The organism is Burkholderia sp. 3C, from assembly GCF_054589155.1.
In genome coordinates this window covers 368,905-388,493 of sequence record NZ_BAAILN010000092.1, presented here as the reverse complement: position 1 = coordinate 388,493, position 19,589 = coordinate 368,905, and the positions used below count along the sequence as shown (strand labels likewise).

The 19,589-nt window shown below is 64.4% G+C and carries 20 protein-coding genes; 18 read left to right on the top strand and 2 right to left on the bottom strand.

The features are described from left to right. From ACYP33_RS18045 to ACYP33_RS18035, 3 genes are all read left to right on the top strand, one after another. Positions 1-406: murein hydrolase activator EnvC family protein (locus tag ACYP33_RS18045; RefSeq protein ID WP_459623097.1), on the top strand; the 406-nt coding region annotated here is incomplete at its 5' end. An 11-nt stretch (positions 407-417) separates the two neighbouring features. Then, entirely contained in the window at positions 418-1,515 is a 1,098-nt protein-coding gene (rpoS, locus tag ACYP33_RS18040) for an RNA polymerase sigma factor RpoS (RefSeq protein ID WP_414451789.1), read from the top strand. 7 nt (positions 1,516-1,522) lie between these two features. Then, a complete protein-coding gene (locus ACYP33_RS18035) occupies positions 1,523-2,302 on the top strand; it encodes a 3'-5' exonuclease (RefSeq protein ID WP_459623094.1) in 780 nt (259 codons plus the stop codon). Between the two features lie 28 nt (positions 2,303-2,330). On the opposite strand, the gene ACYP33_RS18030 is transcribed toward ACYP33_RS18035, so the two are convergent. Then, the gene (locus ACYP33_RS18030; RefSeq protein ID WP_459623093.1) at positions 2,331-3,191 is read right to left on the bottom strand and encodes an endonuclease/exonuclease/phosphatase family protein; all 861 of its coding nucleotides are present in this window, start codon (positions 3,189-3,191) and stop codon (positions 2,331-2,333) included. A gap of 73 nt (positions 3,192-3,264) precedes the next feature. Between ACYP33_RS18030 and rlmD the strand changes: the two genes are divergently transcribed. Continuing rightward, a complete protein-coding gene (rlmD, locus tag ACYP33_RS18025; RefSeq protein WP_459623092.1) occupies positions 3,265-4,659 on the top strand; it encodes a 23S rRNA (uracil(1939)-C(5))-methyltransferase RlmD in 1,395 nt (464 codons plus the stop codon). Between the two features lie 69 nt (positions 4,660-4,728). Here rlmD and ACYP33_RS18020 read toward each other — a convergent pair whose 3' ends face one another. After that, on the bottom strand, positions 4,729-5,427 hold the full coding sequence (locus ACYP33_RS18020) for a Bax inhibitor-1/YccA family protein (protein ID WP_414451792.1): 699 nt from the start codon (positions 5,425-5,427) through the stop codon (positions 4,729-4,731). Positions 5,428-5,700: 273 nt separating this feature from the next. On the opposite strand from ACYP33_RS18020, the gene ndk reads away from it, so the two are divergent. The 14 genes from ndk to ACYP33_RS17950 all read left to right on the top strand — a co-directional run. Further along, positions 5,701-6,126: a nucleoside-diphosphate kinase gene (gene ndk / locus ACYP33_RS18015; protein WP_459623090.1), complete on the top strand. Its 426-nt coding sequence runs from the start codon at positions 5,701-5,703 to the stop codon at positions 6,124-6,126. Positions 6,127-6,168: 42 nt separating this feature from the next. Next, positions 6,169-7,305, top strand: coding sequence for a dual-specificity RNA methyltransferase RlmN (rlmN, locus tag ACYP33_RS18010; RefSeq protein WP_414445431.1), 1,137 nt, complete (start codon positions 6,169-6,171; stop codon positions 7,303-7,305). Between the two features lie 131 nt (positions 7,306-7,436). Continuing rightward, on the top strand, positions 7,437-8,477 hold the full coding sequence (locus ACYP33_RS18005) for a helix-turn-helix domain-containing protein (protein ID WP_459623089.1): 1,041 nt from the start codon (positions 7,437-7,439) through the stop codon (positions 8,475-8,477). Positions 8,478-8,566: 89 nt separating this feature from the next. Next, positions 8,567-9,871, top strand: coding sequence for a flavodoxin-dependent (E)-4-hydroxy-3-methylbut-2-enyl-diphosphate synthase (gene ispG, locus ACYP33_RS18000; RefSeq protein ID WP_414445429.1), 1,305 nt, complete (start codon positions 8,567-8,569; stop codon positions 9,869-9,871). An 18-nt stretch (positions 9,872-9,889) separates the two neighbouring features. Continuing rightward, positions 9,890-11,227 carry a histidine--tRNA ligase gene (hisS, locus tag ACYP33_RS17995; RefSeq protein WP_414445428.1) on the top strand — a complete coding sequence of 446 codons (1,338 nt, stop codon included), beginning with the start codon at positions 9,890-9,892 and terminating at the stop codon, positions 11,225-11,227. A 49-nt stretch (positions 11,228-11,276) separates the two neighbouring features. Further along, entirely contained in the window at positions 11,277-11,906 is a 630-nt protein-coding gene (locus tag ACYP33_RS17990) for a tetratricopeptide repeat protein (protein ID WP_414445427.1), read from the top strand. A 43-nt stretch (positions 11,907-11,949) separates the two neighbouring features. Further along, positions 11,950-13,095 (top strand): outer membrane protein assembly factor BamB, encoded by a 1,146-nt coding sequence (gene bamB / locus ACYP33_RS17985; RefSeq protein ID WP_414445426.1) that lies wholly within the window; start codon positions 11,950-11,952, stop codon positions 13,093-13,095. A 272-nt stretch (positions 13,096-13,367) separates the two neighbouring features. Beyond that, complete coding sequence (gene der / locus ACYP33_RS17980) at positions 13,368-14,705, top strand: ribosome biogenesis GTPase Der (RefSeq protein WP_414445425.1); 1,338 nt, start codon at positions 13,368-13,370, stop codon at positions 14,703-14,705. A 131-nt stretch (positions 14,706-14,836) separates the two neighbouring features. Beyond that, complete coding sequence (gene hfq / locus ACYP33_RS17975) at positions 14,837-15,079, top strand: RNA chaperone Hfq (RefSeq protein WP_206126773.1); 243 nt, start codon at positions 14,837-14,839, stop codon at positions 15,077-15,079. A gap of 72 nt (positions 15,080-15,151) precedes the next feature. After that, complete coding sequence (gene hflX, locus ACYP33_RS17970; RefSeq protein ID WP_459623192.1) at positions 15,152-16,336, top strand: GTPase HflX; 1,185 nt, start codon at positions 15,152-15,154, stop codon at positions 16,334-16,336. A gap of 46 nt (positions 16,337-16,382) precedes the next feature. Continuing rightward, positions 16,383-17,786: an FtsH protease activity modulator HflK gene (hflK, locus tag ACYP33_RS17965; protein WP_459623085.1), complete on the top strand. Its 1,404-nt coding sequence runs from the start codon at positions 16,383-16,385 to the stop codon at positions 17,784-17,786. Between the two features lie 15 nt (positions 17,787-17,801). Then, positions 17,802-18,704, top strand: coding sequence for a protease modulator HflC (gene hflC / locus ACYP33_RS17960; protein ID WP_459623083.1), 903 nt, complete (start codon positions 17,802-17,804; stop codon positions 18,702-18,704). 43 nt (positions 18,705-18,747) lie between these two features. Beyond that, positions 18,748-18,939, top strand: a complete 192-nt coding sequence (locus ACYP33_RS17955; protein ID WP_414451798.1) for a DUF2065 domain-containing protein — start codon at positions 18,748-18,750, stop codon at positions 18,937-18,939. Between the two features lie 174 nt (positions 18,940-19,113). Next, positions 19,114-19,589: ATP phosphoribosyltransferase regulatory subunit (locus ACYP33_RS17950; RefSeq protein ID WP_459623082.1), on the top strand; the 476-nt coding region annotated here is incomplete at its 3' end.

The window sequence follows — 19,589 nt, the reverse complement described above, 5'->3', positions numbered from 1 at the left end:
TGCGCCGACGCCGGCCGCAGCGCCGAGCGCCAGCTCGGGTTCGGTGTCGTTCGCGTGGCCGGTGCGCGGCCCGATCCTCAATCAGTTCGACGACTCGAAGAACAAGGGTCTCAATATCGGCGGCACGGCGGGCACGCCGGTCAAGGCCGCGGCAGACGGCCGCGTGGTCTATGCCGGTAACGGTCTGCGCGGTTACGGCAATCTCATTATCATCAAGCACGATCCGACCTATCTCACGGCGTATGCACACAACCGCGCTTTGATGGTAAAAGAGGGGGATTCCGTCACGAAAGGCCAGAAAATCGCCGAGATGGGCAACAGCGATTCCGACCGCGTGATGTTGCATTTCGAGGTTCGCCGCCAGGGCAAGCCTGTTGATCCGCTGAAGTATCTGCCGCCTCAATAGCCGAGACGATCATGCCGAAATCGAAGCGCCACGAGCCGCAAGCCGAGTCTGAGAAGATCAGTCGTGCCACGCAAGCATCGGTGGGACGGGCTGGCGCTTCGAAGCAGGATGATGACGATGCCTCCGAGCCGGAGCGCGATTACGAAGCGCGCGAAGCCGATTCGGACGATAACGACGGCGAACGCGGAACACGCGGCAGCGGTGGCGAGAGCGCGCCCGAGCCCGACGATTTCCGCGCGATCATGCAGGCGGAACTCACCGCCGACACCATCCAGCATTACCTGAACCGCATCAGCGTCAAGCCGCTTCTGACCGTCGAGGAAGAGCAGCATTACTCGCGGCGTGCCAAGGCCGGTGAGTTCGAGGCACGGCAGGTGATGATCGAGCGCAATCTGCGGCTCGTGGTCAGCATCGCAAAAGGCTATCTGAATCGCGGCGTGCCGCTGCTCGATCTGATCGAGGAGGGCAATCTCGGCCTGATGCATGCGATCGAGAAGTTCGATCCCACGCGCGGTTTTCGGTTTTCGACCTATGCCACCTGGTGGATCCGGCAAAGCGTCGAGCGCGCCATCATGAACCAGGCGCGCACCGTGCGGTTGCCGGTGCACGTGATTCGCGAGCTGAACCAGGTGCTGCGTGCCAAGCGCCACCTCGAAAAGAATTCGATGTCGACGGGCGAGGCGGCCGAGCGCCGCGAGGCCAGCATCGACGACATCGCCTACCTGACGGGCAAGACGGCCGAGGAAGTGACCGACATCCTCGCGCTGAACGAGCACACTGCGTCGCTCGACGCGCCGCTCGACATGGATCCGGCCAGCAGCCTGCTGGATCTGCTTCCCGACGACCAGGGCCAGTCTCCCGACGCCGAAGTGCAGCACCGCGAGCTCGAAACCTTGACGCGCGCGTGGCTGTCGCGGCTGTCCGACAAGCACCGCCACGTGATCGAGCGGCGTTTCGGCCTGAACAACATCGAACCGGCCACGCTCGAAGAGCTGGCCGACGAGATGGGGCTGACCCGCGAGCGCGTGCGGCAAATCCAGCAGGAAGCGCTGGTGCGCCTGAAGCGGTTTTTTGCCTCCAATGGCGTTCGCAAGGACGCCGTCCTGTAAGTCATTGATGACACCGATTCTGGTTTTTGACATCGAGACGATCCCCGATGTCGACGGCATTCGCCGTCTTGAAGATCTCCCGCCCGACCTCAGCGACGAGGAAGTGGCCGAACATGCGTTCGAGGCGCGCCGCGAAAAGACGGGCGGCGATTTCCTGCCGCACCACCTGCAGCGCGTCGCCGCGATTTCCTGCGTGTTTCGCGACAAGGGCGGCTTTCGCGTACGCTCGCTCGGCACGGCGCAGGACAGCGAAGCCGCGCTGATCCAGTCGTTCTACCGGACCATCGAGAAATACACGCCGCAGCTCGTGTCGTGGAACGGAGGCGGTTTCGATCTGCCGGTGCTCCACTATCGGGCGCTGGTGCACGGCATCCCCGCGCCGCGTTACTGGGATCTGGGCGAGGACGATCGCGAGTTCAAATGGAACAACTACCTGTCGCGCTATCACACGCGCCACACCGATCTGATGGATCTGCTCGCGCTCTATCAGCCGCGCGCCGCCGCACCGCTCGACGCGCTGGCCAAGCTGTGCGGCTTTCCGGGCAAGCTCGGCATGGACGGCAGCCAGGTGTGGGAGGCGTTTCGGGCGGGCGAGATCGAGGCGATCCGCAGTTACTGCGAAACCGACGTCGTGAATACCTATCTGCTTTATTGCCGCTTCCAGTTGATGCGCGGCGGGCTGGCGCCGGCCGAATACGCCGAGGAAGTGCAGATCGTGAAGGACGCGCTCGTCGCTGAACCCGCGCCGCATTGGGCCGAGTACCTCGCGGCATTCCCGAAGGCGTGACCGTGCGCCGGCATCGGTGGCGTCGCGTTCAGTCGTGCAGTTCCAGCAGGATCGGTTGATGATCGGAGGCGCGCGTCGCGCCGTCGATTTCACAGCGTGCGACGCGATCGAGCAGCGTGTCCGTCACGAACACGAAATCGCAGGTCATCGCGCCGTCTTGCCATTGCACCGTGTCGTAGACACCGGCGGTCGGTGGTGGCGTTTCGCCCGGATGCCGGTGCACCCAGGCGTCGACGAAGCCGGGGGCGCCGTCGATCGGTGCGAGCATGCGCCGGTACGCGTCGTCGCGATACGCGCTGTTGAAATCCCCACAGAGCACCGCATCGAGCGCGCGCCCCGAGGCCGCGAACGGCCCGTCGCGCGTTTCGGCCCGCGCCGGATGATGCGCGTGTCCGGCCGCTTCGTGGTGCTGATCGCGTAGCGCTTCGACCTGTGCGAGCCGCTGCGCCGCCGAGTAGAACTCCAGATGCGTGGTGACGATCCGCAAAGGCCGCCCTGTCTCGGTTTCGACGTTGACTTCGAGCGCCACGCGCGGCATCGACGGCGTGCGAACGTCAGCCGGCCACGGCAGCGTGTGACGCATGATGCGCCCGAGCGGCAACCGCGTCGCGATTGCGTTGCCGAATTGACGCCTTGGCGCACCGGTTGCCGCAGGCGGCAGATCGACGGCAATCGCCTCGATCACCGCAAAGCCTGGCAGCAACGCAGCCAGCTCGGCGAACTGATCCGGGCCGGGGCCGCCGGGCAGGGCGCCGAAGCCACGCGTCAGTTCCTGCAGGCAGAGCACGTCGAAATCGGCCAGCGCGCGCGCCTCGGCGACGGTGCGACCCAGATCGACCACGCCGCTGGCGTCTCGGCCCCATTGAACGTTCCAGTTGAGCAGTTGCATGTCGAATCTCCAATCGCGGTCGGCCATTCGTCTACAATCTCGCCTTCCCACAAACGAATGTCAGGAAAAGCTGGTGTCTGAAGCCGCCCCCACTCCCGCGCGCAAATCCCGGAACGCGCCCGTCGTGCATGTCAGCGCGCCCATCGAGATCGAATCGCTCGACCATGAGGCGCGCGGCGTCGGGCGTCTTGTGAACGAGGACGGCGAGCCCGGCAAGGTGATCTTCGTCGAGGGCGCGTTGCCCGGCGAACGTGTCACGTATTCGAGCTATCGCCGCAAGCCGAGCTACGAGCAGGCCACCGTCGTCGATATTCTGCGTCCGAGCGTGATGCGCGTGGAGCCGAAATGCGCATTCTTTGGCACCTGCGGCGGCTGCTCGATGCAGCATCTCGACGTGCGCGCGCAGGTTGCGATCAAGCAGCGCGTGCTCGAAGACAACCTGTGGCACCTGGCCAAGCTGCGCGCCGAAACGATGTTCTCGCCGATCCACGGGCCGGCCTGGGGCTATCGCTACCGGGCGCGGCTGACCGTGCGCAATGTGCCGAAGAAGGGCGGCGTGCTGGTTGGTTTCCACGAGAAGAAGAGCAGCTACGTCGTCGACATGACGAGCTGCGAAGTGTTGCCGCCGCATGTGTCGGCCATGCTCGTGCCGCTGCGTCACTTGGTGGCGGGTCTGTCGATCAGCGACCGCATGCCGCAGATCGAGCTGGCCGTCGGGTCGAGCGTCACGGCGCTCGTGCTGCGCGTGCTGGAACCGATCAATTCGGACGACGAAGCCTTGCTGCGCGCGTTTGCCGATGCGCATGACGTGCAGTTCTGGTTGCAGCCGAAGGGGCCGGATACGGTGTTCCCGTTCTATCCGCTCGACAAGTCGCTCGACTATACGCTGCCGGAATTCAATATCCGGATGCCGTTCAAGCCGACCGATTTCACGCAGGTCAACCATCAGATCAATCGCGTGCTGGTCGGCCGGGCGTTGCGTTTGCTGGCACCGCAGCGCAACGATCGCGTGCTCGACCTGTTCTGCGGCATCGGCAACTTCACGTTGCCGCTGGCGCGTCTCTCGCGTGAGGTGGTGGGGATCGAAGGCAGCGAGGCGCTGACCACGCGCGCGCTGGCCAACGCGAAGGAAAATGGCGTGGACGACCATACGTCGTTCGCCTGTCGCAACCTGTTCGAAGTCACGGCCGACGATATTCGCGCGCTGGGGGCGTTCGACAAGTTTCTGGTCGACCCGCCGCGCGAGGGCGCGCTGGCGGTATCGAAGGCGCTGGCCGAGATCGCACAAAGCGGCAAGGGCCCGCTGCCGAAGCGAATCGTCTACGTGTCGTGCAATCCGTCGACGCTGGCGCGCGACGCCGGGCTGCTGGTGCACGAGGCCGGTTACCGGATGCGCGGCGCGGGCGTGGTCAACATGTTCCCGAACACGTCTCACGTCGAATCGATCGCGGTGTTCGAGCGCGACTGACCGGAGCGTTTCGCGCAGGCATGAAAAAACCGGCCCGAGGGCCGGTTTTTCGTGGGAGGCGTTCCGCGATCAGTTGCGGTTGCCGCCGAAGATGCCGAGCAACGCGAGCAGATTCGTGAAGACGTTGTACAGATCGAGATAGATCGCGAGCGTGGCCGTGATGTAGTTCGTCTCGCCGCCGTTCACGACGCGCTGGACATCGAACAGCATATAGGCCGAGAAGATCACGATGGCCAGTACCGACACCGTCAGCATCAGCGCCGGCAGGTGCAGGAACACATTGGCGACCGACGCCAGCAGCAGCACGATCACGCCGACGAACAGCCACTTGCCGAGGCCCGAGAAATCGCGCTTGCTGACCGTGGCGACGGTGGCCATCGCGGCGAAGATCACGCCAGTGCCACCGAAGGCGAGCATGATCAGCGACGGACCGTTCGAGAAGCCGAGGATGAAGCTGAGCAGGCGCGACAGCATCAGGCCCATGAAGAACGTGAAGCCGAGCAGGACGAAGACGCCCGCGCTGCTGTTCTTGGTGCGCTCGATCGCGAACATGAAGCCGAACGCGATCGCGAAGAAGGCGAGCAGGCTCATCATCGGGCTGGTGGCCGCGAACAGCGAGAAACCGGTTGCGACCCCGACCCATGCGCCGAGGACCGTCGGGATCATCGAGAGCGCGAGCAGCCAGTAGGTATTGCGCAGTACGCGGTTGCGGGTCTCGGCCGACGCCAGCGAGCCGCCGCGACCGAAGTTGTACGGATAGTCGTTCATGGTTTCTCCTAGCATGGAACGTGACAGCGATCGGGAACCGGATGCATCGCAATGCGCTGCAGCAATCCGGGCGCCGCACTGCATAAGATCGGTCTGCCGGCCCAAGGTTTCAAGGGCCACCGAATGATCTGACACGCGCGCGACGCGCAAGCCTCAGCATACTCGGTTTTCGACCTTACGATGGTGTAAGGGTTCAATCGCAATGATACATCGGAACGTGCTACAATAGCGGATTCATTTGAATTCGTAACTTCTTAATTTTTTGGAGTTTTTATGGCAATCGAGCGCACCCTGTCGATCATCAAGCCGGACGCAGTGGCAAAGAACGTGATCGGTCAGATCTACAGCCGTTTCGAGGGCGCTGGCCTGAAGGTCATCGCAGCTCGTCTGGCGCACCTGTCGCGCGGCGAAGCCGAGCAGTTCTACGCAGTGCATGCAGCACGTCCGTTCTTCAAGGACCTGGTCGATTTCATGATCTCGGGCCCGGTGATGATCCAAGTGCTGGAAGGCGAAGGCGCCATCCTGAAGAACCGTGACCTGATGGGTGCAACGGATCCGAAGAAGGCAGAAGCCGGCACGATCCGCGCCGATTTCGCCGACAGCATCGACGCGAACGCCGTGCACGGTTCGGACGCAGCGGAAACGGCCGCGGTCGAAATCGCATTTTTCTTCGCAGGCTTGAACGTCTACTCGCGCTAAGCGGGTAACGCGAATCCGGCGCTTGCAGCAAGGCAGGGCATCATGACGAGCGAAACTACCGTCAATCTTCTCGACTTCGACGCCGAGGGCCTCGTCGCATATTGCGGCAGCCTGGGCGAGAAGCCGTTCCGGGCCAAGCAGTTGCAGCGCTGGATTCATCAATACAATGCCGCCGATTTCGACGGCATGACCGATCTCGCCAAGTCATTGCGCGAGAAGCTGAAGGGTCGCGCGATCATCGGCATGCCCGATATCGCCAGCGATCACGTCTCGTCGGACGGCACGCGCAAGTGGCTGATCGACGTCGGCAACGGCAACGCGGTCGAAACCGTGTTCATCCCGGAAGAAACGCGTGGCACGCTGTGCGTCTCGTCGCAGGCGGGGTGTGCGGTCAATTGCCGGTTCTGTTCGACCGGAAAACAAGGTTTTTCGCGCAATCTGTCGACGGCCGAAATCGTCGGCCAGTTGCGCATGGCGGAATTCGCGCTGCGTGAATCGCTCGGGCGTGCGCCCGGGCCGAACGGCAAGGCCGATCGCGTCGTCACCAATGTCGTGATGATGGGAATGGGCGAACCGCTGCTCAATTACAGCGCCGTGGTGCCCGCGATGCGGTTGATGCTCGACGACAACGCCTACGGGCTGTCGCGGCGCCGTGTCACGTTGTCCACGTCGGGCGTGGTGCCCATGATGGATCGTCTCGGCGCGGAGCTGCCGGTGGCGCTTGCGGTGTCGCTGCACGCGCCGAACGACGCGCTGCGCGACGAGCTGGTACCGCTCAACAAGAAATATCCATTGCGTGAGCTGATGGCCGCGTGCCAGCGCTATTTGAATGTCGCGCCGCGGGATTTCATTACGTTCGAATACTGCATGCTCGACGGTGTCAACGACACTGACGCGCATGCGCGCGAGCTGCTCGCCATCACACGCGACGTGCCGTGCAAATTCAATCTGATCCCCTTCAATCCGTTCCCCGAGTCGGGGCTGCTGCGCTCGAAGAACGAGCGAATCAAGCAGTTCTCGCAGGTTCTGCTCGAAGCCGGCGTCGTCACCACCGTGCGCAAGACGCGCGGCGATGATATCGATGCCGCCTGCGGGCAGCTCGCCGGCGCAGTGAAAGACCGCACGCGCCTGGCGGAACGGACCGGAACGGGGAAAATCATCGAGGTCCGGGCCGTCTGACGGGGAGGTCCGGGCAACGCGAAAGCGATCCGGGGCAGGCCAGGCCTGCCTCTGTTTAAAGGTTGCGCCTCGGCGCCGGCGATGTGTCGGCGCGGTTGCGCAAGTGAAGAAGAATCGACGCGAGGAATAGGATGAGCGAACCGCAACCGCCAAGAGGCGCAGACACGAACGCCGAGTACAAGCCGGCATCGGCGGGGTTGGAGTCGTTGGCGGCGGTCGGGGCGCGCCTCGCGCAGCTTCGTGAAGCGAAGGGTTGGTCGGTCGCGGATGTTTCGTCGCGCTTGAAGGTTGCCGTGCCGAAGCTGCGCGCACTCGAAGCCGGCGATATCAGCCAGATGCCGGGTTCGACGTTCGCGGCCGGCGTGGTGCGCAGTTACGCGAAGATGCTCGGTGTCGATCCGGAGCCGTTTGCGCAGGCGTTGCGCCGTGAAAAGGGCATCCCCGAAGTCGATCTGTCGATGCCGGCATCGGCCGGCACGGGCCTGCCGCGCGGCCGGGTATCGATTCCGCTTGGTGCTTCCACACGCAGTCGTTCATGGCTGTGGGCGATGTTGGCCGTGATCGTGGCGGTGATCGCCGCGGCCATGTGGCATTCCGGTGGCGATTCGGCAAATTGGCTCTCGCGTTTCAAGTCGAATGCCGGCGTCGGCGCGTCCGATGCGCAGCAAGCCTCGTCGGTGGCCGCTCAGGCCGCGGCGACGTCCGATTCCACCGCGATTGCGGTGGGCGGTTCGACGGTGGCAGGTGAAGTGGCGTCGAGCGCAACCGAGCGTGCTCCGGCTGCCATCGCCGGTGCCGCGTCGGCCGCAGCACCGGCCGTTGCCCCGGCACAACCTGCGTCGGTCGCGCCTGCTGCTGCGGCGAATCCGGCCGCGCCCGCTACGGCATCGGCCGTCGACGGCGCCAGCGTCGTGGCGGCTGCCGGCCAGTCGACGATCGGCATCACGGTCAAGCAGGATTGCTGGGTCAGCGTGCGCGACAAGAACGGCAAGGAAATCGTGTCGGGGCTGGCCAAGGCCGGCGAGACGCGTCAGGGCGCGGGTGAAGCGCCGCTGCGCATCACCATCGGCAACCGCGCCGGCCTCGACGCGGTGACGTTCGACGGAAAAACCGTCGATCCGGCAAAATACTCGGCGGGTCGGGGCAATGTCGCGCGGTTCGCGCTGCCCTGACGGCAAGTGTCGTGGCTGACCGGGCACGACACTTTTTCAATTCGTGCGCCGCCCGAGGGGTGGCGCTTCCGGCGTAAATGGATCCAACGATGCAATCCGAAGCTCAATCCCCACGCAGCAGTCAGATTTGTTCAACCGAGCCGGTGTTTGGCGGCTTCGCGCCGCGTCGCCGTTCGCACGCGGTGGATGTCCGGTGGGGCGGGAATCTGGTAACGATCGGCGGCGACGCGCCCGTGCGCGTGCAGTCGATGACGAATACCGATACGGCCGATGCAATCGGCACGGCTATCCAGATCAAGGACCTGGCGAACGCGGGTTCGGAACTGGTACGGATCACGGTCAATACGCCCGAGGCGGCGGCGGCCGTACCGGCGATTCGTGAGCAGCTCGACCGGATGGGCGTGTCGGTGCCGCTGGTCGGCGATTTCCATTACAACGGCCATCTGTTGTTACGCGATCATCCGGCATGTGCCGAGTCGCTGTCGAAGTACCGGATCAATCCCGGCAACGTCGGCCAGGGAGCGAAGCGCGATACGCAGTTCGCACAGATGATCGAAGCGGCCGTGAAGTACGACAAGCCGGTGCGGATCGGCGTGAACTGGGGCAGCCTGGACCAGGACCTGCTGGCGCGCATGATGGACGAGAACGCCGCGCGCAGCACGCCCTGGGATGCGCAGAGCGTGATGTACGAAGCGCTGATCCAGTCGGCGATCGGCTCGGGCGAACGTGCCGTCGAACTGGGCCTTGGCCGTGACAAGATCATCCTGTCGTGCAAGGTCAGCGGCGTGCAGGATCTGATCGCCGTGTATCGCGAGCTGTCCAAGCGTTGCGGCTTCGCGCTGCACCTGGGCTTGACCGAGGCCGGCATGGGTTCGAAGGGTATCGTCGCTTCCACGGCCGCGCTCGGCGTGCTGCTCCAGGAAGGCATCGGCGACACGATCCGCATTTCGCTGACGCCGGAGCCGGGCGCGCCGCGCACGGGCGAAGTGGTGGTCGGCCAGGAAATCCTGCAAACCATGGGCCTGCGTTCGTTCGCGCCGATGGTGATCGCATGCCCCGGTTGCGGTCGCACCACCAGCACGCTGTTCCAGGAGCTGGCGATGCAGATCCAGACCTACCTGCGCGAGCAAATGCCGGAATGGCGCAAGACCTTCCCGGGCGTCGAAAAGATGAACGTCGCGGTGATGGGCTGCATCGTCAATGGCCCGGGCGAGTCGAAGCACGCGAACATCGGCATCAGCCTGCCGGGTTCGGGCGAGAACCCGGCCGCGCCGGTGTTCATCGATGGCGAGAAGGTCAAGACCCTGCGCGGCGAGCGCATCGCCGAGGAATTCCAGCAAATCGTGAGCGACTACGTCGCGCGCAACTACGGCCAGGCAACGGCCGAGCAATAAATCGTCAACCGAAATCAGATGACCGAAACCAAGCGAAAGCTCGAAAAACTGACGGGCGTGAAGGGCATGAACGACATCCTCCCGCAGGATGCCGGATTGTGGGAATTCTTCGAGGCGACCGTGAAGTCGCTGCTGCGCGCCTACGGCTACCAGAACATCCGCACGCCGATCGTCGAGCATACGCAACTGTTCACGCGCGGCATCGGTGAAGTGACCGACATCGTCGAGAAGGAGATGTACAGCTTCACCGACGCGCTGAACGGCGAGCACCTCACGATGCGCCCGGAAAACACCGCTGCCGTGGTGCGTTCCGCGATCGAGCACAACCTGCTGTACGACGGCCCGAAGCGTCTGTGGTACATCGGCCCGATGTTCCGCCATGAGCGTCCGCAGCGCGGCCGCTATCGCCAGTTCCATCAGGTCGGCGTGGAAGCGCTTGGTTTCGCCGGCCCCGATGCGGATGCCGAAATCATCATGATGTGTCAGCGCCTGTGGGACGACCTTGGCCTGATGGGCATCAAGCTCGAAATCAACTCGCTCGGCCTGGCCGAGGAGCGTGCCGCGCACCGCGTCGAGCTGATCAAGTACCTGGAGCAGTTCGCCGACGTGCTCGACGAGGATGCGAAGCGTCGCCTGTATACGAACCCGCTGCGCGTGCTCGACACGAAGAACCCGGCGCTGCAGGAGATCGCGCAGAACGCGCCGAAGCTGATCGACTTCCTCGGCGAATCCTCGCGTGCGCACTTCGAAGGCCTGCAGCGTCTGCTGAAGTCCAACAACGTGCCGTTCACGATCAACCCGCGTCTCGTGCGCGGCCTCGACTATTACAACCTGACCGTGTTCGAGTGGGTGACCGACAAGCTCGGCGCGCAAGGCACGGTGGCCGCGGGCGGTCGCTACGATCCGCTGATCGAGCAACTCGGTGGCAAGCCCACGGGCGCTTGCGGCTGGGCGATGGGCGTCGAGCGAATCCTCGAACTGCTCAAGGAAGACCAGCTCGTACCGGAGCAGGAAGGTGTCGATGTCTACATCGTTCACCAGGGCGATGCGGCACGCGAGCAGGCCTTCATCATCGGCGAGCGTCTGCGCGACACCGGCCTCGACGTGATTTTCCACTGCAGCCCCGACGGCGGCACCGCCAGCTTCAAGTCGCAGATGAAGCGCGCGGACGCGAGCGGCGCGGCTTATGCGGTGATCCTCGGCGAAGACGAAGTCGCGAATGGCACGGTGGGCGTGAAGGCGCTGCGCGGTGCCGGCGAGGGCGAGAAGAGCGAGCAGCAGACGGTAACGGTCGAGAACTTGACCGAATTTCTAATCAATGCGATGGTTGCATCCGCCGAAGACGGCGACGACTGATCGCAGCGGATTCGCTCGACAACAAGCAGGAAGAAGGAATCGCTAGCCGATGAGTTATCACGACGAACAAGAATCGATTGAAAGCGTCAAAGCCTGGTGGGCCCGTTGGGGCAACCTGACGACCTGGGTCCTGACTGCGGCGCTCGTCGTCGCCGCCGCCTGGAACGGCTGGAATTACTGGCAGCGCCATCAGGCGGCAGAGGCTTCGGTGTTCTACGAGGCCGTGCAGCAGGCCATCAGCTCCGGCGACAAGGCCAAGATCGCGCGCGCCGCGTCCGACATGGAAAGCAAGTACGGCAGCACGGCGTACGGGCCGATGACGGCGCTGGCCGCCGCCAAGGGCCTGTACGATGCGGGCGATTCGGCCGGTGCGAAAGCCCAGCTGCAATGGACCATCGACAACGCGAAGGACGATTCGTACAAGCAGGTCGCGAAGCTGCGTCTGGCTTCGTTGCTGCTCGACGAAAAGGCCTACGACGCCGGTCTCGCGCTGTTGAGCGGCACGCCCGTCGACAGTTTCAAGCCTCTCGTGGCGGATGGTCGTGGCGATTTGCTTGCCGCCCAGGGCAAACGCGACGATGCGCGTGCAGCGTACCAGCTCGCGCTCGAATCCCTGCCGAAGCAAGACACGTCCACGCGTCAGCTGGTTCAGTTCAAGCTCGACGCGCTCGGTAGCTGAGCGTCCGCGCTCGTTCCACAACTCTAGATAGCTTCGCTCACCGATGAATTTGCTGAAACGTAACGTTCTTCCGATCGCCTGCGCAGTTGCCGTCCTCGCGCTGGCGGCGTGCTCGTCCACCAAGGATGCGCGCCGCGTGCCGACGCCGCTCACCGAGATCAAGCCCGCGCTCAATGTGACGCAGGCATGGAAGACGAGCGTAGGCAAGGGCGGGCGCTATTCGTTCTCGCCGGTTGCGGTTGGCGATGCGGTGTTCGTGGCCGCGGCGAACGGCTCGGTCGAGAAGATCGATGCCAAGACCGGCCAGACTGTCTGGCACACCAAGCTGCGTTCTGACCTGTCGGCCGGCGTGGGCAGCGATGGCACCCTGACGGCGGTGGGTGCGCTCAAGGGTGGCGTGTTCGTGCTTGGCGCGGACGGCAAGCAGCTTTGGCAGACCAACATACAGGGCGAGATCTTCTCGCCGCCGCTGGTCGGCAACGGTCTCGTGATCGTGCGTACGATCGACGGCCAGGTGATCGCATTCGCCGCGCAAACGGGCGAGCAGAAGTGGGTGTACCGCAGCCGCGCGGTGCCGCTGAACCTGCGGGTCTCGGCCGGCATGACGTTCGCGGGCGACGCGGCCGTGCTGGCCGGTTTCCCGGGCGGTGGTCTGGTGGCGATCAACCTGCAGACGGGCGAGGCCTACTGGCAAACGCCGGTGTCCTATCCGAAGGGCGTGACCGAGGTCGAGCGCATCAACGACGTGAGCGGGCCGCCTACGCTGGTCGGCGCACAAACCTGTGCGGTCACGTTCCAGGGCCAGATCGGTTGTTTCGACGCGAATTCGGGCCGCCCGCTTTGGGAAAAATCGTTCTCGAGCCGCAGCGGTGTGGCGCAGGATGACACTGTGATGGCTGGTGGCGACGATTGGTCGGTCGTGACAGCCTACGACGTGATGTCGGGCAAGCAGCTTTGGCGCAATGATCAGCTCAAGAGCCGCGACGTCGGCGTGCCTTATCTGCTGGGCCACGCCTTGGTGATGGGCGATTACAAGGGTTTTGTCCACTTCCTGTCCCGCGACGACGGTACGTTCGTCGCACGCATGAAGACGGACGGCAGCGCGATCACGGCAGCGCCGGTGCTGGCTGGCGATACGCTGGTCGTGCAAACGCATGACGGCGAAGTCTACGGCTTCCGTCCGCGCTGATCGATTTTGCTGGAATTGCGCGGTCCGGCGCCCCAGGGCGCGGGCCGCGCGTGTTTTTTTGTGCGGCAATTGCCGCCGGCGCTCCCGAGCGGGCGGGTCCGGCGCGCTGCCCCGGCGGTCAGCCGCCGAGTTCGCGTGTCGCGCGAGTCGCACGCGCGCGCCCATTGCGGCGCGGAATTCGTGCTAATTTTCATTCAACGCAGCCACCCGTCGCAGCCGGTTCTCCGCGCGGCAGGCATCCCGCTCCTGCGTAATACCGTAAACGACATCAAATGAAACCGGTCATTGCCCTCGTCGGGCGCCCCAATGTGGGGAAATCCACGCTGTTCAACCGGCTCACGCGCTCGCGCGACGCACTCGTCGCCGACCTGCCGGGCCTTACCCGCGATCGCCATTACGGCGAGGGCCGGGTGGGCGAGCGCCCCTATCTCGTGGTCGACACGGGCGGTTTCGAGCCGGTCGCCAAGGACGGAATCCTGCACGAAATGGCGCGTCAGACACGCCAGGCCGTTGCGGAAGCCGATATCGTCGTGTTCATCGTCGATGGCCGTAACGGCCTGGCCCCGCAGGACAAGTCGATTGCCGACTACCTGCGCAAGACGGGCCGGCCGATCTTCCTGGTCGTCAACAAGGCCGAGGGGATGAAGTACACGGCGGTGGCCAGCGATTTCTACGAGCTCGGCCTCGGCGACCCGCGCGCGATTTCGGCCGCGCATGGCGATGGTGTCCACGACATGATCAGCGAGGCGCTCGAAGTGGCCTACGCGGGTCAGTCGGAGGAATCGGACGACGCGGCGCAGACGCGCGGTGTGAAGATTGCCATCGTCGGCCGCCCGAACGTCGGCAAGTCGACGCTCGTCAATACGCTGATCGGCGAGGATCGCGTGATCGCGTTCGACATGCCGGGCACCACGCGCGACTCGATCTATGTCGATTTCGAGCGCAACGGCAAGCCCTATACGCTAATCGACACGGCCGGCCTGCGCCGCCGCGGCAAGGTGTTCGAGGCGATCGAAAAGTTCTCGGTGGTGAAGACGCTGCAGTCGATTTCGGATGCGAACGTCGTCATTCTTCTGCTGGATGCCCAGCAGGATATTTCCGACCAGGATGCGCACATCGCGGGCTTCGTGGTGGAGCAGGGCCGCGCGCTGGTGGTGGGCGTGAACAAATGGGACGGGCTCGATTCGCACACGCGCGAGCGCACCAAGGCCGACCTGACCCGCAAGCTGAAATTCCTCGAATTCGCGAAATTCCATTTCATCTCGGCTGCCGAGAAAACCGGTATCGGCCCGTTGTTGCGCTCGGTCGACGACGCCTACGCGGCGGCCATGAAGAAGCTGCCGACGCCGAAGCTCACGCGCGCGCTGATCGAGGCCGTGGAATTCCAGCAGCCGCGCCGTCGCGGCCCGGTTCGGCCGAAGCTGCGCTACGCCCACCAGGGCGGTCAGAATCCGCCGATCATCGTGGTGCACGGCAATGCGCTCGACGCGATCACGGATACCTACCGGCGTTACCTCGAAAACCGTTTCCGGGAAACTTTCGAGCTGACCGGCACTCCATTGCGGATAGAGTTCCGATCCTCGACGAACCCTTATGCGGACAAGGATTGAGGGGATTAGACCGAATGGCCGGCTCCCGAGCGGGGGCAACGAAATCGGCTATAGTGTAGCGATTGACGGCGGATCTCTTTTTCTTCGCCGACAATCTACAAGATCAACCTGCAAAAAAGATGGAGTAAGCCATGAGCAACAAAGGGCAATTGTTACAAGACCCGTTTTTGAACGCACTGCGTAAGGAGCATGTGCCGGTGTCGATTTACCTCGTCAACGGCATCAAGCTGCAAGGGAACATCGAATCGTTCGACCAGTACGTCGTGTTGCTCCGTAACACGGTTACCCAGATGGTTTACAAGCACGCTATCTCGACGGTCGTTCCGGCGCGCCCGGTGAACTTCCACCCGGACGCGGAAGGCGCGGCCTCCTAACCCGATTGCTGCGGCTGGCGTTGCTCGCCGCCGGCGATCCACGCCAGCCGCCTTACTTTGACACCCGATAATTTGATCAACGCAGCGTTAGTCGGCATCGATTTCGGCAAGACCGATTTCGAAGCCAGTCTCGAAGAACTCAGTCTGCTCGCTTCCAGCGCGGGCGCGCGCCCGGTGGTCACCCTGACCGGCAAGCGTTCCAGCCCCGATGCGGCCATGTTCATCGGCAGCGGCAAGGCCGATGAACTGCGCCTCGCCTGCGATGCCAACGGCGTCGACATCGTCATCTTCAATCACCCGCTCGCCCCTGCGCAGCAGCGCAATCTCGAACGCACGCTGAACCGTCGCGTGGTCGATCGCACGAGCCTGATTCTCGATATTTTCGCGCAGCGCGCTCGCAGCCACGAAGGCAAGCTGCAGGTCGAGCTGGCGCAGTTGCACTACCTCTCCACGCGGCTGATCCGCGCCTGGACCCACCTCGAACGCCAGAAGGGCGGTATCGGCCTGCGCGGCCCCGGCGAAACGCAGCTCGAAACCGACCGCCGGCTGATCGGTGAACGCATCAAGATGCTGAAGACGCGGCTCGAAAAGCTGCGTCGCCAGCACGATACGCAGCGCCGTCAGCGCGAACGCAACCGCACCGTGTCGGTGTCCCTGGTGGGCTATACGAACGCGGGCAAATCCACGCTGTTCAATGCGCTGACGAAAGCGCAAGCCTATGCGGCCGACCAGTTGTTCGCCACGCTCGATACCACCTCCCGCCGTGTGTATCTGGGCGACGAGGTCGGGCAGATCATCGTGTCGGATACGGTCGGTTTCATCCGTGAGCTACCGCACCAACTGGTCGCGGCGTTTCGTGCCACGCTCGAGGAAACCATCCACGCCGATTTGCTGCTGCATGTCGTCGATGCGTCAAGCGCCGTGCGCCTCGAACAGATCGAGCAGGTCAACGATGTCCTGCACGAGATCGGCGCGGATTCGATCCCGCAGGTGCTGGTATTCAACAAGATCGACGCGGTGCCCGAACTCGCGGCCCGCGGCGACGCGGTCGAGCGTGACGAGTATGGTAATATTTCGCGCGTCTTTTTGAGCGCGCGCACCGGCCAGGGACTCGATACGCTGCGTGCCGCCATTGCCGAAATCGCGACCAGCGATGCGCTGTCCGGCACGGCGCTGCCCGAGCGCGACATTCGGTTCGACAGCAACGCGCTGAACGAACCGCACGACGACCACACGGTTTCCGAACACGGGCACTAGCCGGCGCCAGCCGGACAGTCGCACCTACTCTGGTGAACAAACTCAGGTGAACGATTACAACGAGCGGAGTTCCTGGCTGCGCAAGCGCCCGATGCTGTCGATCAACGATCCCCGTTGGGGGCGTGGCGAAAGCAATGGCGACAAGTCCCGCAAGAACGAACCGAAGCGCCCGCAACCCGATCGCGATGGCGACGGCCCACCCGACCTCGACGAAATGTGGCGCAACTTCAACCGCCGCCTGTCGGGGCTGTTCGGCGGCAAGGGCGGTGGCAATCGCGGCATGCGCCCCGATAACGGGCGTGCTGCGCGCGTCGGTGTCGGCATCGTCATCGGCGTGCTGGTCGCGGTCTACGCGGGCAGTGGCATCTTCATGGTGCCGGACGGCCAGACGGGCGTCGTGCTGAAGTTCGGCGAATACCACGGCACGGTCGGCCAGGGCGCTCACTGGCGCCTGCCGTATCCGTTCGAGTCGCACGAAATCGTCGATACGGCGCAGGTGCATTCCACCGAAATCGGTCGCAACAACGTGGTGCGCATCGCCAACGTCAAGGATGCGTCGATGCTCACGCGCGATGGCGGTATCGTCGACGTGCGTTTCATCGTTCAGTACCGGATTCGCTCGGCGGCTGATTATCTGTTCCGCGCGGCCGATCCCGAACTCGCCGTGCGCCAGTCGGCGCAAGCCGCGATTCGCCGCATCGTTGGCGGGGAAGCGGCCAGCGACGTGATCGGCGTTGATCGTGATGCGTTGCGCACGCAACTCACCACGCAGATCCAGCACGATCTCGATCGTGATCAGACCGGCCTGGTGGTCACCGGCATCACGATTCAGGCCGCCCAATTGCCCGAGCAAGTGCAATCGGCGGTTGACGAAGTGGCGAAGGCGCGTCAGGCGAGCGAAGTCGCGAAGAACGCCGCGCAGGCCTATGCCGACGATCTGCTGCCGCGCGCACGTGGCGATGCGGCCAAGCTGGTCGACGAGGCCAAGGCGTATGCCGATCGCGTGGTCACGCAGGCGCAGGGCGACGCCGACCGCTACCAGCAGGTCTATGCACAGTACGAGAAGGCGCCGGCCGTGGTGCGCGAGCGCATGTATCTCGACACCATGCAGGAAATTTATTCGAAGGCGACCAAGGTCTACGTCGGCAACAAGTCGGGCAACAGCCTCATCTATCTGCCGATCGACAAGATCGTCGAACAACAACGTCAGCGCGCGGCCGACGCGGCCGCTGCCAGCGGTGCGGCGCCGGCTTCGGTGGCCGCAGGTGCATCCGATGCGGGTGCTGCCGCCGGCGCGGCCAATGCAGCGTCGTCGGCCGGTTCGTCCGCCGCCGTCTCTGCCGCGGCACCCGCAAGCGCGGCGCGTGCTGCCAGCGCCACGGCCGGCGACGATTCGCTGCGATCGCGCGAAGGGTTCCGCAGCCGGTCGCGCGAAGACGATTTGCAGTAACGGGGACCGCCAGACATGAATCGAATCATCGCGCTTGTCATTGCGCTCGTCGTCGTCGCGTTCGCCGCGTCGTCCACCGTGTTCGTCGTCGATCCGCGTCACGCGGCCGTGCTGTCCGCACGCGGCGAGGGCGAGCCCACGCTGCTCGGCCCCGGCCTGCACGTGAAGCTGCCTCCGCCGCTGCAAACCGCGGCGCTGGTCGACACTCGCCTGCAGACGCTCGAATGGGCCGATGCACAAAGCTGCACGACCTCGGATAAGCAGGACGTGCTGGTCAGCCCGGCCGTGCGCTACCGCATTACCGATCCGCTCAAGTATTACGCGAAGACCGAGGCCGGCTCGCGCGACGTGGTCGATCCGCTGCTGTCGTCGCTGAAGGGCGCGTTGACGCAGGCGTTCTCGACGCGCACGCTGACCGATGCGATCCGCGCGCAGCAGGCCATCGCCGACGAGGCGAAGGCCTCGCTGCAGGCCGCCGTGGCGCCTTACGGCGTCGAAATCGTCGATGTCTCGTTGCTGCGTGTGGATTTGCCTGCCGCCGCGTCCGAGGCCGCGTATCGCCGCATGTCGGCCGCCGAACGCGAGCGCGCCGATACGCAGCGTGCCGAAGGTGCTGCGAGCGCCGAGCAGATCAAGGCCGATGCGATGCGCCAGCAACAGCAGATCCTGGCCGACGGTTATCAATCGGCGCAGTCGATCAAGGGCGAGGGCGATGCGAAGGCCGCATCGATCGCGGGCGATGCGTACGGCCGCGATCCGCAGTTCTATCAGTTCTACGCCAGCCTGCAGGCATACCGGAACACGTTCCATGCCAACGACGTGATCGTCGTCGACCCGGACAGCGAGTTCTTCCGTTTCATGCGCAGTCCGACGGGCGGCAGCGCCGCAACGCCGGCTCCCGCTCCCCGCAAACACTGACGCTGAGAAGGGGCGCCGCCACGTGCGGCGTCATCGATACCGCATGGATATTGCCGGTTCGCTGTTGCTCGCGCTCGCGCTGATGTTGATCGTCGAAGGCGCGTTCCCGTTCGTGTTTCCGGTCGCGTGGCGCGATACGTTTCGTAGAATAGCGGAGCGGCCGCCGCATCATATCCGGATCGGCGGCCTGATCGTGATGGTGATTGGCCTCGTGCTGCTCGTCTTCGCGACCTGATTTCGCGGCCGCCGATCCGGCCCGTTTCCGCCCGCCCCGGAGGCGCGGTTCCTGCCCGAACCGCCTTGTCGGCGCCTGGATGGCGCTTGCCGAACCGCGTGGCGCAGGCACCCACCGATTCCAAAATCCGGCGCGCCCGTGCGCGCCGCTGTTTCCTGTCGTAGGACCGTAACGATGTCGACCTGGTTACTTCCCGAGAATATCGCCGACGTGCTGCCGTCGGAAGCGCGCAAGATCGAGGAGCTGCGTCGCAGGCTGCTCGACCGCTTCCGTTCGTACGGTTACGAAATGGTGATGCCGCCCCTGCTCGAGTATCTCGAGTCGCTGCTGACCGGCGGCGGCAACGATCTGAATCTGCGCACGTTCAAGCTCGTCGACGAACTGTCGGGCCGCACGCTCGGCGTGCGCGCCGACATGACGCCGCAGGTCGCGCGGATCGACGCGCACCTGCTGAATCGTCAGGGCGTGACGCGCCTTTGCTACGCCGGCAACGTGCTGCATACGCGCCCGCGCGGCCTGCACGCCACGCGCGAACAGATCCAGATCGGTGCCGAGCTGTACGGCCATGCCGGCCTCGAAGCCGATCTCGAGGTGCAGCAGTTGTTGCTCGACGCGCTGCGCCTGACCGGCATCGGCACGATCCGTCTCGA

What these genes read in the sequence shown, in the direction of transcription:
- rlmN (WP_414445431.1), top strand. Translation starts at nt 6,169, where the DNA reads ATGACGAGCGAAACTACCGTCAATCTTCTCGACTTCGACGCCGAGGGC.
- ACYP33_RS18020 (WP_414451792.1), bottom strand. Translation starts at nt 5,427, where the DNA reads ATGAACGACTATCCGTACAACTTCGGTCGCGGCGGCTCGCTGGCGTCG.
- ACYP33_RS17955 (WP_414451798.1), top strand. Translation starts at nt 18,748, where the DNA reads ATGGATATTGCCGGTTCGCTGTTGCTCGCGCTCGCGCTGATGTTGATC.
- hfq (WP_206126773.1), top strand. Translation starts at nt 14,837, where the DNA reads ATGAGCAACAAAGGGCAATTGTTACAAGACCCGTTTTTGAACGCACTG.
- ACYP33_RS18035 (WP_459623094.1), top strand. Translation starts at nt 1,523, where the DNA reads ATGACACCGATTCTGGTTTTTGACATCGAGACGATCCCCGATGTCGAC.
- rpoS (WP_414451789.1), top strand. Translation starts at nt 418, where the DNA reads ATGCCGAAATCGAAGCGCCACGAGCCGCAAGCCGAGTCTGAGAAGATC.
- bamB (WP_414445426.1), top strand. Translation starts at nt 11,950, where the DNA reads ATGAATTTGCTGAAACGTAACGTTCTTCCGATCGCCTGCGCAGTTGCC.
- ACYP33_RS18005 (WP_459623089.1), top strand. Translation starts at nt 7,437, where the DNA reads ATGAGCGAACCGCAACCGCCAAGAGGCGCAGACACGAACGCCGAGTAC.
- ACYP33_RS18030 (WP_459623093.1), bottom strand. Translation starts at nt 3,191, where the DNA reads ATGCAACTGCTCAACTGGAACGTTCAATGGGGCCGAGACGCCAGCGGC.
- ndk (WP_459623090.1), top strand. Translation starts at nt 5,701, where the DNA reads ATGGCAATCGAGCGCACCCTGTCGATCATCAAGCCGGACGCAGTGGCA.
- ACYP33_RS17990 (WP_414445427.1), top strand. Translation starts at nt 11,277, where the DNA reads ATGAGTTATCACGACGAACAAGAATCGATTGAAAGCGTCAAAGCCTGG.
- der (WP_414445425.1), top strand. Translation starts at nt 13,368, where the DNA reads ATGAAACCGGTCATTGCCCTCGTCGGGCGCCCCAATGTGGGGAAATCC.
- ispG (WP_414445429.1), top strand. Translation starts at nt 8,567, where the DNA reads ATGCAATCCGAAGCTCAATCCCCACGCAGCAGTCAGATTTGTTCAACC.
- hisS (WP_414445428.1), top strand. Translation starts at nt 9,890, where the DNA reads ATGACCGAAACCAAGCGAAAGCTCGAAAAACTGACGGGCGTGAAGGGC.
- hflC (WP_459623083.1), top strand. Translation starts at nt 17,802, where the DNA reads ATGAATCGAATCATCGCGCTTGTCATTGCGCTCGTCGTCGTCGCGTTC.